Consider the following 15,443-nt stretch of genomic DNA (forward strand, 5'->3'; position numbering starts at 1 on the left):
CAAAGGGCGGCCACACGGACCGCCCTTTGTCGTAAGCATTGAAGAGAGAGAGAGAGAGAGAGAGAGAGAGAGAGAGAGACTTCAGACGATCACAGTGCGTTTGCGCCGGATCCAGATCTTTTTCTTTTTCTTGCTGTCGTCAGCTTTGTCTTTGCTGTCATGCGCAAGGTGGTCCGACCCGGAGACATCCATACGGACACCAATCTCTGAGGGAACACTCACCAAGGCTAAACTCTGGGAAGCCAGGATGAGGACAAAGATCGAGATACGCATTTGTTTCTCCGGGTCGCGGGCCCCCACCCACAGTTAGGAGAATTGGACGAAAATGTGACGCCGCGCAACCCCATTTCGCCATATTTCCCATATTTACCATATAGTTATACACAATCCCGCCGCAACAGAGCGATTGTCCCCCTCATGACAACAACAAACCTGACGCAACGCCAGTTTTGACAGTTCTGCCACTCTGCGCACAATGCGAGCAGGGAGGGCGTGCATGCCGTTACATCTACTTGTTCCTTTGGTCGTCGGTGGCATTTTCGCCATCATGATCGCGACGGTCCTGATGGGTATGAACAAACCGCGCCGGTTCGAAACGGACAAAGAAGCCGTCTACGCCTGGTCCCGCGAATACCCGCGCGCGTCCGTCCTCCAAACGTCTCTCGCCGCCAACAAGTCTGCTGCGCTGATCCGAAGCGAAGAGGGTCTTGGCCTCGTCTGGGCCATTGGCGCGGACAGCACGGCGCGGTTCCTCGCCGGGGCAGTCGTTTCGCAAACGGTTACGGGGCTCACGCTCGAACTGCCCGATTATGCCGCGCCGGGTGTTCAGCTGGAGCTCGAACCAGACGAAGCCCGCGACTGGGCGGCTCAGATTGGTGAGATTGGATGACGGACGCGCTGACCTACCCTGATGTTGTCTCCTTCGCTGTTCCGTTCTTCATCGCGGCCATTTTTGCCGAGTTGTTCTGGATCCGAATGACCGGGCGGGGCGGTCGTTACGAGACACGGGATACGGTGACATCCCTGATCATGGGCGCGGGCAATGTTGCCGCCGGGATCGCTCTTGGGTTTGTCGCCTGGGGTTTCTTCATGGTTCTGTGGAACCTGACCCCGCTTGATCTTGGCGCCTCGATCCCGATTGTCGTCCTGTGCTTTGTGCTCGACGATCTGCGGTATTACTGGGTGCACCGCTTTGGGCACCGCATCCGTTGGGTCTGGGCCAGTCACGTCAACCATCACTCATCTCAACACTACAATCTGAGCACCGCGCTGCGTCAGACGTGGACCTACACGTTCACCTTCATGATGGTTGTTCGCGCTCCGCTAATTCTGCTCGGGTTTCATCCGGCGATGGTGCTGTTCTGTGGCGGGTTGAACCTGATCTACCAGTTCTGGATCCATACCGAAGCCATTGGAAAAATGCCGAAATGGTTCGAGGCGGTTATGAACACGCCTTCTCACCATCGCGTCCACCACGGCCGCAATCCGCGTTACCTTGATGCCAATTACGCCGGGGTTTTCATTGTCTGGGACAAGATGTTCGGCAGCTTTGTACCCGAAGACCCGCAAGAAAAACCCGATTATGGCCTCGTTCATAACATTGGTACTTTCAATCCGATCCGTGTTGCCTTTCACGAATGGGTCGGGATCTGGCGCGACATTCGGCAACCTGGCCTTAGCTTGAAACAGCGTTTGCTCTACGCCGTCGCCCCGCCCGGCTGGTCGCATGATGGCTCTCGCGAGACCTCGGACCAGATAAAGACACGTGCCACGAAACGCGGCTGATCGAGACGCGGAAAACCTGACTACCCTGAGCTTGGGTTTTCATCCATCCTGCGACCAAACCGTTGCAGTGCCATGCGAATTTCGGCGCAGCGCCTTGTAACAAACCCGTGATGACCCCATATCAAATGTATACAACAGTACACACAGCTATAGATAGCCATGTTTGAATTATATCTGACAGGACCTTACGTCCCATTCACCGTCGCGCTTGCCTTGCTTTTTGGGCTGCTCGCTCTCGAGCTCGTTTTTGCCATTCTGGGAGGGACACTTCTGGGCGCTGGCGGCGATGGGCCCGATTTCGATGTCGATGGCCCTGACATGGATATTGGCGATCTGGACATTGATTTCGACGCGCTCGACGTGGACGCCGGCGATTTCGAGCTGCCCGATCTCGACATCGACCCGGAGATCGAAACGCCGGATGGCGCCGCTGCAACGGGCGGGATTGCCGCATGGCTCGGCTTTGGAAAAATGCCGGCACTGATCTGGCTAGCCTCCATCCTGCTTGCCTTCGGCGCGACCGGTCTGGTCATTCAGTCCATTGTAACACTAGTGCTTGGCACTGCTGTTCCCGCGCTCATCGCAGCCGTCCCTGCCGGGATCATAGCCATTCTCTTTGCCCGCCATTTTGGCGCGCTTTTCGCCCGGCTTTTGCCGAAAACCGAAACTCAAAGCCTGTCCGAGCGTCATTTGGGACGCCGCCCCGGCACCGTCACGCAAGGCACTGCCGCACGTGGCAAACCGGCCGAGGTGCGCGTCACGGACCGCTACGGCAACACCCATTACCTGCGCGCCGAACCGCTTCGCGACGATGCGCAGATTTCCCAGGGAAGCGAAGTCCTCGTCCTGCGCCACAAGCGCGACGGCGGCTACCGCATCATTCCTCTCAATCAATAATATAGGAGTTTCAAAGACATGGATCTTGTTACCCTCGGCATCATCGTCGTTGCCGCCCTCGCCTTTCTCCTTCTTATCGGCCTTGTTCTGGCCCGCCTCTACCGCCGCGCCACCCGAGAAGTGAGCCTTGTCCGCACCGGTGCGGGCGGCAAGAAAGTCATCATGGATGGCGGCACGCTCGTGGTTCCGCTGCTGCACGAAGTCTCGCCGGTCAACATGAAGACCCTTCGTCTTGAAGTGAAGCGCGATGGCGACGGAGCCTTGATCACCCAGGACCGCATGCGCGTGGACGTGGGCGTGGAATTCTACGTTTCCGTTCAGCCCACCGACGAAGGCATCGCCCGCGCCGCCCAGACGCTTGGCGACCGCACCTTTGACGTCGAACAACTTCGCGAAATGATCGAAGGCAAGCTGATTGACGGCCTGCGCGCCGTGGCCGCTCAGATGACCATGGACAGCCTGCATGAAAACCGCGCGGATTTTGTTCAGGAAGTGCAAAACACCGTGTCCGAGGACCTTCTGAAAAACGGCCTGTCCTTGGAATCCGTCTCGCTGACTGCACTCGACCAGACCCCGTTTGAGGCGCTCGATGAGAACAACGCGTTTAACGCGGTAGGTATGCGCCGCTTGGCCGAGGTGATCGCCACGTCCAAAAAAGAACGTGCCCAGATCGATGCGGAAGCCGAGGTGTCCGTGCGCCGCGCCGGGATGGAAGCAGAGCGCCAGCGCCTCGCGATTGAACGCGACGAAAAACAGGCCAGCATTGAGCAAATCCAGCAGGTTCAAACCATGCAGGCTGCTCAAGAGGCTGAAATCGCGGCCCGCCGCGAGGATTCGCTGCGCGAAACCGAACGCTCCCGCATCGCCCGTGAAGAGGCGATCCGCAGCGCGGAAATCCTGCGCGAAAAGAACATCCGCGAAGCCGAGATCGCCAAAGAGCGCGAACTTGAGGTCGCCGATCAGGAACGTCAGGTGATCATCGCGCAGAAATCCGAGGAAGAAAGCCGCGCCCGCGCTTCGGCTGATCTCGCCCGCGCTGAGGCAACCAAGGCAGAAGAAGCTGTTTTGACCGCCAAGCAGGTGGCCGAGGCCGAGCGTCTCAAGCAGATTGCCCTGATCGAAGCCGCCCGTGAGGCAGAGCGTGAGGCCACCAAGGTCCGGCTTTCCGCTCAGGCTGAAAAAGACGCCGCGCAAGACCGCGCCGATGCCCGCCGCGAGGAAGCACAGGCCGACGCGGACGCAATCACCATTCGCGCGGAAGCCAAGAAGAAGGACATGCTGGCCGAGGCCGAGGGTACACGTGCCATCACGGATGCCGAGAACGCACTGTCCGAAGGCATTATCGCCATGAAGATCGCGCTGGCCCGTCTCGAGGCCATGCCGGAAATCCTCGCCCAGACCATGAAGCCGGTGGAGAAGATCGATTCGATTCGCATCCATCAGGTTGGAGGTCTCGGTGGCGCGAATGGCGGCGGCTCGGGCGAAGGCGGTGAAAAACCCGTGGTCAATCAGGCGCTCGACTCCGTCATGGGCATGGCCGTCCAGATGCCTGCCCTGAAGAAACTGGGCGAAGAGCTTGGCGTGTCGATGGATGGCACCATCGAAGGGATGGTCAACGGCGTGCTGGGCGATGTCCCCGCGTCGAAATCAGCCCCGGCGGACGGCACCCCGCCGCCGAGCGACAACTGAACCAAACCGCCCCGGGCTTGTGCGAAGGCCGGGGCGTCTTTTGTTGGTCAGCGGCAGTACGATCCGGAGCGGTATTGCGCCGTGTCGAAGTGGAAATGGTCCTTGTGGAAGCGGTCCGAGTTCGGACCCAGCACCGTGCCAAATGTGCCGCAAGCGGACTTATGCATGGCTTTCAGAGCTTTACCATTCTTCCCGCCGCCCCAGTCCCGCAGAACTGAAATCTCCGTTCCATCCTGCAAATAGACCGCGTTGATGTCGATGGCGTTGCCTTTGCCATGCTCTGAAATCCGGGCACCGGGCTGATGGTTTCGGGTTCGGCAGACGTAATGCGCTGAGACGTGAAGCCGGCTCAAACCGCCGCCGCGTTTGCCAACCGCTGGTTTCGCTCCGGTCTCAACCCAGGTGGAGAGCGCTCTGGCGGTGCGGCAGTTGATCGTCGCTGGCTGGCTCAGGGCGACATCCCCGACCGCGCGCAGCCGAACCGCGTCTTCGACACCACAAACACCGCTGCCGGGCACATCGCCAATCGGCTCACCGATCAGAAGCGGATCACCACACAGGCCGCCGCCCTCGACAGTGCTGTTTCGAGAGGATGCGAAAGCTTGCTGCAAGAAGCCTCGCACCCCTTCCAGATCACTCTGTTCCTTTGGCTCGTCACGACTGCCTCCACAGGAGGCCAGAGCCATCACCAAACAAAGACCAAACCCATAAACCTTCACCGATCCACCTTTGCGCGACCAAAATCCGGAGCATCAGTATCCTGACCTGCATCCAGAATGCCACGGCGGATGGCCCGCGTGTGGGTGAAATAGGCGTGAAGCTGCTCACCGTCGCCGGTTCGAATGGCCCGCTGCAGCGCCATGAGTTCCTCGGTGAACCGGCCCAAAATCTCGATCGTCGCCTGCTTGTTGGTCAGAAAGACATCGCGCCACATGGTCGGGTCGCTCGCGGCGATGCGGGTAAAATCGCGGAAACCGGCCGCAGAAAACTTGATCACTTCCTGATCGGAAACCCGGCGCAAATCGTCCGCAACCCCAACCATCGTGTAAGCGATCAAGTGCGGGACATGGCTGACAACAGCGCAAACCAGGTCGTGATGCGCGACCTCCATGCGTTCTGTGTTGGCCCCGAGCTCCTGCCAATAGCTTTCCAGACGCACCACAGCCTCGTCTTCCGAGCCTTCGGCCGGCACAATCAGGCACCATCGGTTGTCGAACAAGGTTGCAAAACCTGATTCCGGTCCGGAATGCTCCGTCCCAGCCATCGGGTGCGCTGGAACAAAATGCACGCCGTCGGGGATATGCGGACCGACGGCTTCGATAACCGTCTCTTTCACGGAACCCACATCTGTGACCGTGGCCCCAGCTTTCAGATGCGGCTCGATCTCCTTGGCGACAGCCCCCATGGCCCCCACGGGCACCGCGAGAACAATAAGGTCCGCATCCTTGACCGCTTCGGCGGCGCTTTCGCAGACCTCGTCGCACAACCCGATCCGCCGCGCGGTTTCGCGGGATTCCGGGCTACGGGCATACCCACTGACGGTCTCGGCCACGGACCCACGTTTCATGGCCCAGAACATGGAAGACGCAATCAGACCAAGCCCAATCAAGGCCACCTTTTTGTATGGCTGGGTCATCTCTCGCCCGCCTTAAACAATCCGATGCTGTGAGCCACGCGTCGGCAAGACGATTCATCGCCCACGGTGATCCGCAGCGCATTCGGCAAGCCGTATCCAGCCACGCGGCGCACGATGATGCCCTGCTTTTGCAGGTAGGTATCGCAGGCCTCTGCCTCGTCCTGACAGCTGAACCGAGCCAATACGAAGTTCGCCATGGAGGTATCGCACGGCACGCCGTGTTCGCCCAGCGCCTCTGCGAGCCACACCCGCAAACGGGCGTTTTCGGACCGGCAATACTCTGTATAGGCCGTATCTCGCACCGCAGTTTCCGCCGCCGCGAGCGCAACCGTCGAGAGGTTGAACGGCTGCCGGATCCGGTTCAGCACATCAATGATTTCGTGCGGGCCATAGCCCCAGCCAACACGCATTCCTCCAAGCCCGTAGAGCTTGGAGAATGTCCGCGTCATGACAACGTTTTCCCGCATTTCCACGAGCTTCGCGCCACCATCATAGCCTTCGACATACTCGGCATAGGCCCCGTCCAGAACCAAAATGGCCTGCTCCGGAATGCCTTCGGCCAAACGTTCGACCTCGGACAAGCCGATCATGGTGCTGGTCGGGTTGCCCGGGTTGGTCAGAAACACCACGCGCGTGCGATCCGTGCAGGCCTCCAGGACCGCATCCACATCAACCACACGCTCTTGCTCCGGGGCCACCACAGGTGTCGCGCCAACCGCATGCGCGATGATCTTGTACATGGAAAAGCCGTGTTCTGTGTAGATGATCTCTTCGCCCGGACCTGCGTAGGCCTGCGCCAACATGTGCAGCACCTCGTCAGAGCCGACACCGCAAATAATGCGATCCGCCTGCACGCCATGGATCTCGGCGATGGCAGCCCGAAGCTCCGCATGATCAACCGACGGGTAGCGATGCACGTCATGCGCCGCCCGCGCAATTGCTTCCTTCACACTGTCAGCCGGGCCGAACGGGTTTTCGTTCGAGCTCAGTTTGACGATGTTGCTCATGCCCTCAATGCTGGATTTACCGCCAACATAGGGCGAGATTTCCATGATACCGGGTTGCGGATCGATCTTGGTCATCGCGGTCTCCTTGCGGAAATCTGCTTACCCCCGCAGGCCTGTCATGAAAAGCGGGAAAGACCGCGACAGAGACGCACTACACGATTACCGCCTGCGCTTCTTGCTGGCCTACTCCGAAGACCCGTTTGTACCGGTCAATTTCCGCGCTCGGCCCCATGGCCTTGTTCGGGTTGTCAGAAAGCTTGACCGTCGGGCGCCCATTCGCACTGATCGCTTTGCAAACAAGCGAAAACGGCGCCAGCCCATCGTCCGGCGCGAGGCCCCGGAAATCGTTGGTCAGCAACGTCCCCCACCCGAAAGACACCCGGACCCGCCCTTCAAACCGCTTGTACAACTCGACGATCTTCGCCTCGTCCAAACCATCTGAAAAAATGACAAGTTTCTTAGTGGGGTCTTCACCGCGTTCTTTCCACCACCGGATCGCGGTCTCCGCACCGGTGGCCGGATCACCGCTATCGATGCGAATGCCGGTCCATCCGGCCAGCCAGTCCGGCGCCTTTGCCAGGAAGCCTTCGGTTCCATACGTGTCCGGCAAAATGATGCGCAGGTTTCCGTCGTGCTCTTCGTGCCAATCGGCCAGCACATCGTAGGGCGCTTGAGCCAAACTCTGATCGTCTTGCGCCAAAGCCGCGTAAACCATGGGCAGCTCGTGAGCGTTTGTGCCGATCGCTTCGAGATCGCGGTTCTTGGCGATCAGGCAGTTCGACGTGCCGACAAAACTGCTGCCCAGTCCTTCCAACATGGCCTGCACACACCAATCCTGCCACAGGAACGAATGCCGCCGACGTGTGCCAAAGTCCGCGATACGCACACCCGGTTCTTGCCGCAGGTCCTCGACCTTTTCCCAAAGCTTCGTCATGGCGCGCGCATAAAGCACCTGAATCTCGAACCGCCCCATGGTGTTGAGTACTGCACGCCCCCGCAACTCCATGAGCACGGAAAGCGCCGGTATTTCCCAAAGCATAACCTCGGGCCAGTTCCCCTCGAACGTCAACTCGTACTGATCCCCGACCCGCTCAAGATGATACGGCGGCAAAGTCAGGTTCTCGAACCACTCCATGAAATCCGGGCGGAACATCTGGCGTTTGCCGTAGAACGTATTGCCGCGCAGCCAAGTGCTTTCACCGCGCGTCAGTTTCAGGCTCCGAATGTGATCAAGCTGCTCGCGCAGTTCGCCTTCATCAATCAGGCGCGCAAGCGGGACATGTTTGGAGCGGTTGATCAGGCTGAAAGTCACCTGGGTGTCACGCCGGTTGCGGAACACCGATTGACACATCAGCAGTTTGTAGAAATCCGTGTCGATCAGCGATCGGACGATCGGATCGATTTTCCATTTGTGGTTCCAGACGCGAGTGGCGATGTCCAACTTTCAGCCCCTTCTTCGGCACCCTTTTGTGATACGCCAGTTTCCCTTTGAGGTGAAAGCGGTTTCTCCCCGCGCTCCGCGCGCGCCAAAGCCGCGATTAAATCTTTCTTTCTCAGAGGCTTGGTGATGAAATCGTCCATCCCAGCTTCTGCGCAACGTTCCCGATCACTCTCGAAAGCATTTGCCGTCAGCGCCGCAATATGCGGCTGAGCCGCATCGAACGACCGGATAAGGCGTGTGGCCTCCACCCCGTCCAGTTCCGGCATCGCCATGTCCATGAGGATCACATCCGGTTTGCTATCCAGGAAAACCTCAACCGCTTCGCGACCGTTCTCGGCCTCGATCACCTCGACCGGTTGATCCTTCAAACATCGGTTCACCAAAAGCCGATTTGTCGCGTTATCTTCCGCCACCAGCACGCGCATGCGCTTCGTTATTGTGCTGCCAGAACGCGCTTCTGTGGTGTCGCTTACCGCCTCTTCTGAAGCCGGACGGCCAAGGGCAACCGTCACCTCAAACGCAGAGCCGCCCGATGCCGGGGCGGGCATGAGACGGATGTCTCCCCCCATGCGGCGCGCGAGCGCTTGGGAGATCGCCAAACCCAAACCGGTTCCGCCGAAACGACGGGTCGTTTCTGCATCGGCTTGATGAAACTCGCCAAAAATATGCTCTGCGCGATCTTCCGGAACACCAATTCCGGTGTCTTCAACCACGATCCGCAAAAGCCATCCTTCCGACAGAGGCGCCGCCGAGGATCGAACGCACACACCACCGGTTTCCGTGAACTTGATCGCATTGCCGATCAGATTTACCAGAATTTGCCTAAGCCGACTGCCATCGATCAAAACCAGTTCGGGCAGTGTGCCGTCTGTCTCCAGATCCAGAGATAGCCCCTTGTCATGCGCCATTGCCCGCAAGAGCCGGGCCGTTTCCTGGATGACTTTTCCCGGATCATAAGCCCGCTGCTCAATCTGAACTTTGCCAGCCTCAAGGCGTGAGTAATCCAGAACATCATTGATAATGGAAAGCAGCGAAACCGACGCGGTCTGAATCATGGAAACATATTCGTCGTTTTCCTTGCCAAGATCCTCCTCTGCAAGCAGATCCGACATACCGACAATCGCGTTCAATGGCGTGCGCATTTCATGGCTCATCGTTGCCAGAAACGTCGTCTTGGAGCGCGCACCTTCTTCTGCCTGAATCCGGGCCTCGGCCATTTCCTCTTCGTGACGAACCGTGTCGGTGACGTCTCGCTCGATCGAAATCAGCGTCTCGATCTGGCCGTTTGCGTCGTAGACAGGAACGCGGCTCATATCGACCCAGAACGGCCTGCCGTCCTTGGCATAGCTCAGGATGCGTGCATTACAGGCTGGCGCGCTGACCAGTTTGGCCAGTTCGTCAGAGCCCGGATTGTTTGCACTGCCAGGACCGGACAAAAACTCCCAGGGTTTCCTGCCAATCACCTCTTCCCGGGAGAACCCCGTCAACTTGGCAAAGGCCTGATTGACCCAGGAAATCGTCATGTCGGGTTCAAACAGGATTACACTGTCATTCGCGTGTTTGGCGACGAGGGACAGCTTGCGCATGTCCCGCCCGCGTTTTGCCAGTTCCAAGTTCAGCTCATTGAGCCGGGTAGAGCTGGCAATCAGCGCTTTTTCATTCTCTTTTCGTCGTTGAAAAGCGCGCGCCGACACGCTGATGAAGTTCTGTGTAAAGAAAAACAGAAAAGCAACTTCAAGAGCATACGTCGTTAACCCATGCCCCGAATCCTGCCCCATTACCACTTGGTACAGAGCAAAACTCACGGCACTCGCGCCGTAGACCGATAGTTTGCAGAATATCGCGGCGGGGTGCAGGTTGAGCGCGAAACCCGCGTTCACCGCTGCGGCCATCAGGAAGCAGAGAGCAGCCAACTCTCCCTCGTGGTTGTTCGCGGTCGAAATGCAAATGAACACGCATCCGGAAATCGTGAACGCCTGAACAAGTCCTCCAAAACAGGACAGAAGCGAAATCGGTCGAAAATCGACCTCTCGCGCCCTGAGACGTTGCGCGATTTTCAGAAGAACAAACTCGAACCACTCGCCGAACAACGCGAGAAAAAACGCGATGATCGACGCCTCAAGGGAGTTGAAGGCACCAAGGTACGTCACTCCGATCAGTGTCGCGACCTGCCTTTGCCAAACATACCGAATCCGCGCCCTGGCATAACGGTCAAAGAGCGCGCCTGAACTATAGCGCACCTCAAACTCGTCGGCGCGCGCAATCGGGTTGGAGGCTCGTTTGGTGGACATCTCCGGCTCACATCAGGGTGAGCCGCTTTTACGCCTACAAAGTTGAGAATTGGCGAATGCGTTAGGGCGAAATATTATAAAAGTCTAACACCGGTTTGGCGCATGTTGCCTTCCGCTTCCGCCAGGCTTCCATCCATGTCGATCGCCCGGCAAAGATCCGTACGGACAGAAACCTCAAAACCCAGCTTGCTGGCATCGACAGCCGAGAAGTTCACGCAGAAATCTGTCGCCAAACCGACCATGACCAGCGATGAAATCCCGCGCGTTCGCAAGTAACCTTCGAGACCCGTTGGAGTTGTGTGATCGTTCTCGAAGAACGCGGAATAGCTGTCCACTTCCGGACGAAAGCCTTTGCGAATGATCAGGTCGGCCCGATCGACCAGCAAGTCCTTGTGGAACTCCGCTCCCGGTGAGCCCTGAATACAGTGATCCGGCCAGAGCACCTGAGGACCGTATGGCATATCGATCAGACTGAACGGCGCTGCGCCCTCATGCTGAGAAGCAAAGGATGAATGCGTGGCCGGGTGCCAATCCTGGGTCAGAATAACAGCCTCGAACTCATCCATCATCCCGTTGATGGGAGCAACAATTTCGTCGCCCCCGGCAACGGCCAAAGCGCCGCCCGGGCAAAAGTCGTTCTGAACATCGATGACAATCAAACCGCGCATGGCGTTCTCCCCGCTTTCTGTGATCAGCGTAAAACCGGGGCAGAAAAGCTTCAACCGGAATGCGGCAACGGGCCACTTGGCGAGGCCACAGGATCGGCGTAAGAGGCACGCCATGTATACCGTCTGCGCCCTCTACCACTTCACCCGCTTCGCCGATCACGCCGCTCTGCGCCAACCGCTCCTGGACCTGTGCCGTGATCAACAGATCACCGGCACGCTCCTGCTCGCGGCCGAAGGGATCAACGGAACGGTGGCTGGCCCCAAGGCCGGCATTGACGCTTTACTCGATCATATCAAGGTGCTGCCAGGGTGTGCCGATATCGAGTGGAAGCTCTCTACGGCGGCGGAGCGCCCCTTTGCCCGGATGAAGGTGCGCTTGAAGAAAGAGATCGTCACGATGGGTCAGCCGGATGTGGATCCGCTGGCCAAGGTCGGGCACTATGTGGACCCGGCCGATTGGAACGATCTGATCCGATCCGACGATGTGGCACTGATCGATACGCGCAATGACTACGAAGTGGCCATCGGCACTTTCGAGGGGGCAATCGATCCGCAAACCGATACCTTCCGCGACTTCCCGGAATGGTGGGAAAAGAACAAGGACCGCTTCCACAACAAGCGGATTGCCATGTTCTGCACCGGCGGAATTCGCTGTGAAAAATCAACGAATTACCTATTGGGACAGGGTATTGAAGACGTCTACCACCTCAAAGGCGGCATTCTGAAGTACCTTGAAGAGATGCCCAAGGACGATAGCACCTGGCAAGGCGAATGCTTTGTCTTCGACGGGCGCGTTTCAGTTGGCCATGGGCTTGCGGAAGGGCCGCACAAACTTTGTCACGCCTGCCGCCGCCCAATTCTGCCAGAGGACATGAAACGGCCAGAATACGAACACGGCGTGTCTTGCCATCTGTGCATCCATGAGACCTCGAACGATGACAAAGCGCGGTTCCGCGAACGTCAAAAGCAAATCGCTCTGGCCAAGACACGTGGTGAACGGCACTTGCACGCAGATGTCGAGGATTATCCGGACGCGCTTTAGGCCGGAGCCGTCGCTCCCCTCGCCCGATTGCCGCGCGTCACGATCATAACCATGATCGCGATGTTCAAGCCGTTCCAGACGATGCCATTAACAAAGGCCCATTGGTAGCTGCCGGTCCAGTCATAGATCGCACCTGACAGCCATCCCCCCAGTGCCATGCCCAGAATCGTCATCATCATGACAAAGCCAACCCGCGCGCCCGCCTCTTTTGCGGGCAAGTATTCTCGCACGATGACCGCGTAACTCGGCACGATTCCACCTTGGCTCAGCCCGAAAATCAAACTGATCGAGTAAAGGCTGACGAGCCCCCCGGCGGGCAGATACAAGAACAGTGCGACCGCTTGGAGCGTCGAGCCGATAAGAAGTGTACGAACGCCGCCTAACCGATCTGCGAGTGCTCCGGAAATCAGACGGGATACAACGCCGCCGAGCAACATTAGCGACAGCATTTCTGCGCCCACCGCCGCGCCAAAACCCATGTCCACGCAGAGGGCCACGATGTGGACCTGCGGCATGGACATGGCCACACAGCATCCGATCCCGGCAAGCCCCAGAAGCCATTGCAATTGCCGTGGTGTGAAGCCGGTGTTTGCCGCCCGCTGTTGGGTCAGGGCTTCCGCCTGCAATAGCGTGTCAACCGGGATGCGCCTGCGCAGCAATTGGGCCAAGGGCAAAAGAACCGCGAGGGTGATCACTCCCAACGCCAGATACATCCAACGCCACCCGGCATCCGCCGCCATCCAGGTCAGCAGTCCCGGCCAAACAGCCCCCGATATGTAGTTGCCCGAAGCAGTTATGGCCACCGCTATGCCGCGCCGCTTTTGGAACCATTGAGAAATGTCGGCGATCAATGGGCCAAAACAGGAGGCGGTGCCAAATCCGATCAGGAACTGGACCAATGACAAACTCCAGATTGACGGCGAAAGCGCGGCCAGGCCATAGCCAACCGCAATCAAAAGCCCCGCTCCGGTTAACGCCAAAGTGATGCCAAAACGGTCAACAACGCGGCCTATAGCGAAGTTGCCGAGCGCGAAACCAACCATGGTTGTGACGTAAGGCAACGACGCAACCGCTCGGCTCGAGCCAAACTCGGCCTGAACCTCGGGCATGACAACGGTCACGACCCACATTCCGACGTTTCCCACCACAGCAATCAGCAACGTGATGACCAGACGCAGCCAAGCGTAACGCGAGTCGGGAGCGGTTTCGTTCATCATAGTTCTGGACAGTAAGCTGCGAAGTGACGCACTGATAGGTCCAAATCACGCCTCGCGGGAGACCCAGATGGACAAACCAATCGAGCATCACGTCCTCAGCGACGGCGATACCGAAGTGACCGTGCTATCGATCGGCTGCGCCATTCAGGACTGGATCGTTGGTGGACGGCGCGTCGTCCTTGGGTATGAAAATTTCGAAGACTACCGTGAGAACCCGATGTCCATGGGCATCACGATTGGCCGCGTCGCCAACCGCACCGCGGATTGCTCATTTGAATTGGACGGAGCGACTTACCATTTGACCAGCCGAGGCGGTCAGCATCACCTGCACGGAGGCCCGGGGGGGCTTGGATGGCGGTCCTGGTCAATGACGGATCAGACGGACACAGCGGTTAAGCTCAAGCTGCATTCTCCTGACGGAGATCAAGGATACCCCGGAGCTGTGGATTTCGAAGTGCAGCTCAGTCTGAACAATGGCGCTCTGACCTGGGACATGACCGCGATTCCGGATCGCAAAACGCCAATTAACATGGCGCAACACGTCTATTTCAATCTCGCCGGGCAAGGAGACATTCTCGATCACTGGTTTCGTCTCAAGGCGTCACACTACACGCCGACAGGTCCGGATCTGATCCCGACGGGTGACATCGCGCCGGTGGATCGCACGCGGTTTGATTTCCGAGAAGGCTGCGTTCTTCGGGAAAAAGGCGATTTTGGCGAAGGATACGATCTGAATTACGCCTTGGATCTCGGAGGCGGGCCAGCGGCTGAAGTCCAGTCCCAGGATGGCATGACACTGCAGATGTGGACCAATCGCAAAGGCTTGCAGTTCTACACTTGCGGTCACCTGGGACCTTTCGGTTCACCTCATCCCGGGGTCACACACAAACCTTTCGCCGGTTTCTGCATAGAAGCCCAGGACTTTCCGAACACGGTGAATACACCTGCCTTCGGTTCTGTGTATTGCACGCCGGACAGCCCTTACCGGCAACGCACGACCATTCGAATTTCGCTGGACTGATTTCGTTCAAGCGCGGACTCGCCGAGTCAAAAATACCCTCGAACCAAGCTACCGGCGAGCAACGCCCAACCGTCTGCAATCACAAAGAACGCCAGTTTGAATGGCAGCGACACGATGGCTGGTGGCACCATCATCATACCCATGGACATCAAAATCGCGGCGACGACGAGATCGATGATCAAGAAGGGCAAAAAAATCAGGAAACCTACCTGAAAGGCCCGCGCCACTTCTGACAGCATGAAACTGGGGATCAGAACCGACAGCGGTGCTGCGGGTTCCAGAACAGTATCGGCCGCATCAGGACGCAAATCAGCCATGGCGCGATACGTGTCTGGATCCGTGCGTCCCGCCATGAAGTCCCGGAATGGATCAAGGGTGAGCGAGACGGCTTCTTCAACCTCAATCTGCTCTTCCAGCAGAGGCGAAACCCCGCTCTCCCACGCTTGCGTGAACACCGGTTCCATCACGAAATAGGTAAGGAAAAGGGCAAGACTCACGATAAGCATATTGGGCGGTGATTGCTGCAAACCGACGGCTTGGCGAAGAATGCCCAACACCGTCACCATGAACGGAAAACAGGTCACCATGATTGCGATGCCGGGCGCGAGGCTTAGCAAGGTGATCAGTGCAATCAGTTGAACACTGGTTGCGGTCACTGACCCACCCTCTCCCAGGTCTATCGCCAAGGATTGAGCGTCTGCCGCGAACGGCAGTGCCACGAAGACAAGCGCGAGAGCGAGCCTGATCAT

15 protein-coding genes are annotated in these 15,443 nt (G+C 58.3%); 6 read left to right on the forward strand and 9 right to left on the reverse strand.

All coding sequences use genetic code 11. From position 1 onward, the window contains the following. Positions 1-81: 81 nt before the first annotated feature. Positions 82-273: a hypothetical protein gene (locus tag E4662_RS19055; RefSeq protein ID WP_136443217.1), complete on the reverse strand. Its 192-nt coding sequence runs from the start codon at positions 271-273 to the stop codon at positions 82-84. Positions 274-496: 223 nt separating this feature from the next. On the opposite strand from E4662_RS19055, the gene E4662_RS19060 reads away from it, so the two are divergent. From E4662_RS19060 to E4662_RS19075, 4 genes are all read left to right on the forward strand, one after another. After that, on the forward strand, positions 497-889 hold the full coding sequence (locus E4662_RS19060; protein ID WP_136443218.1) for a hypothetical protein: 393 nt from the start codon (positions 497-499) through the stop codon (positions 887-889). Beyond that, a complete protein-coding gene (locus tag E4662_RS19065) occupies positions 886-1,785 on the forward strand; it encodes a sterol desaturase family protein (protein WP_136443219.1) in 900 nt (299 codons plus the stop codon). Before E4662_RS19060 ends, E4662_RS19065 begins: the two co-directional genes overlap by 4 nt. Positions 1,786-1,944: 159 nt before the next feature. Continuing rightward, positions 1,945-2,682 carry an OB-fold-containig protein gene (locus E4662_RS19070; protein WP_136443220.1) on the forward strand — a complete coding sequence of 246 codons (738 nt, stop codon included), beginning with the start codon at positions 1,945-1,947 and terminating at the stop codon, positions 2,680-2,682. A gap of 18 nt (positions 2,683-2,700) precedes the next feature. After that, positions 2,701-4,371 (forward strand): flotillin family protein, encoded by a 1,671-nt coding sequence (locus tag E4662_RS19075; RefSeq protein ID WP_136443221.1) that lies wholly within the window; start codon positions 2,701-2,703, stop codon positions 4,369-4,371. A gap of 47 nt (positions 4,372-4,418) precedes the next feature. On the opposite strand, the gene E4662_RS19080 is transcribed toward E4662_RS19075, so the two are convergent. The 6 genes from E4662_RS19080 to pncA all read right to left on the reverse strand — a co-directional run bounded on the left by E4662_RS19080 (position 4,419) and on the right by pncA (position 11,414). After that, positions 4,419-4,982 carry an extensin-like domain-containing protein gene (locus tag E4662_RS19080; RefSeq protein ID WP_240705252.1) on the reverse strand — a complete coding sequence of 188 codons (564 nt, stop codon included), beginning with the start codon at positions 4,980-4,982 and terminating at the stop codon, positions 4,419-4,421. 104 nt (positions 4,983-5,086) lie between these two features. Next, a complete protein-coding gene (locus tag E4662_RS19085; RefSeq protein WP_136443223.1) occupies positions 5,087-6,007 on the reverse strand; it encodes a prephenate/arogenate dehydrogenase family protein in 921 nt (306 codons plus the stop codon). Next, positions 6,004-7,089: a histidinol-phosphate transaminase gene (gene hisC / locus E4662_RS19090; RefSeq protein WP_136443224.1), complete on the reverse strand. Its 1,086-nt coding sequence runs from the start codon at positions 7,087-7,089 to the stop codon at positions 6,004-6,006. The genes E4662_RS19085 and hisC overlap by 4 nt, the downstream gene beginning before the upstream one ends. 76 nt (positions 7,090-7,165) lie before the next feature. Further along, complete coding sequence (gene pncB / locus E4662_RS19095) at positions 7,166-8,455, reverse strand: nicotinate phosphoribosyltransferase (RefSeq protein ID WP_136443225.1); 1,290 nt, start codon at positions 8,453-8,455, stop codon at positions 7,166-7,168. Beyond that, a complete protein-coding gene (locus E4662_RS19100) occupies positions 8,392-10,368 on the reverse strand; it encodes a response regulator (protein ID WP_168798022.1) in 1,977 nt (658 codons plus the stop codon). The genes pncB and E4662_RS19100 overlap by 64 nt, the downstream gene beginning before the upstream one ends. 452 nt (positions 10,369-10,820) lie before the next feature. Then, on the reverse strand, positions 10,821-11,414 hold the full coding sequence (gene pncA / locus E4662_RS19105; RefSeq protein WP_136443227.1) for a bifunctional nicotinamidase/pyrazinamidase: 594 nt from the start codon (positions 11,412-11,414) through the stop codon (positions 10,821-10,823). A 112-nt stretch (positions 11,415-11,526) separates the two neighbouring features. Between pncA and trhO the strand changes: the two genes are divergently transcribed. Then, the gene (gene trhO, locus E4662_RS19110) at positions 11,527-12,456 is read left to right on the forward strand and encodes an oxygen-dependent tRNA uridine(34) hydroxylase TrhO (RefSeq protein WP_136443228.1); all 930 of its coding nucleotides are present in this window, start codon (positions 11,527-11,529) and stop codon (positions 12,454-12,456) included. On the opposite strand, the gene E4662_RS19115 is transcribed toward trhO, so the two are convergent. Then, positions 12,453-13,670 (reverse strand): MFS transporter, encoded by a 1,218-nt coding sequence (locus E4662_RS19115; RefSeq protein ID WP_240705253.1) that lies wholly within the window; start codon positions 13,668-13,670, stop codon positions 12,453-12,455. The genes trhO and E4662_RS19115 overlap by 4 nt on opposite strands. 70 nt (positions 13,671-13,740) lie before the next feature. Between E4662_RS19115 and E4662_RS19120 the strand changes: the two genes are divergently transcribed. Then, on the forward strand, positions 13,741-14,694 hold the full coding sequence (locus tag E4662_RS19120; RefSeq protein ID WP_136443230.1) for an aldose epimerase family protein: 954 nt from the start codon (positions 13,741-13,743) through the stop codon (positions 14,692-14,694). 26 nt (positions 14,695-14,720) lie between these two features. On the opposite strand, the gene fliP is transcribed toward E4662_RS19120, so the two are convergent. Further along, a complete protein-coding gene (gene fliP, locus E4662_RS19125) occupies positions 14,721-15,443 on the reverse strand; it encodes a flagellar type III secretion system pore protein FliP (RefSeq protein WP_136443231.1) in 723 nt (240 codons plus the stop codon).

The organism is Pacificoceanicola onchidii (assembly GCF_004804335.1).
Taxonomy (GTDB): Bacteria; Pseudomonadota; Alphaproteobacteria; order Rhodobacterales; family Rhodobacteraceae; genus Pacificoceanicola; species Pacificoceanicola onchidii.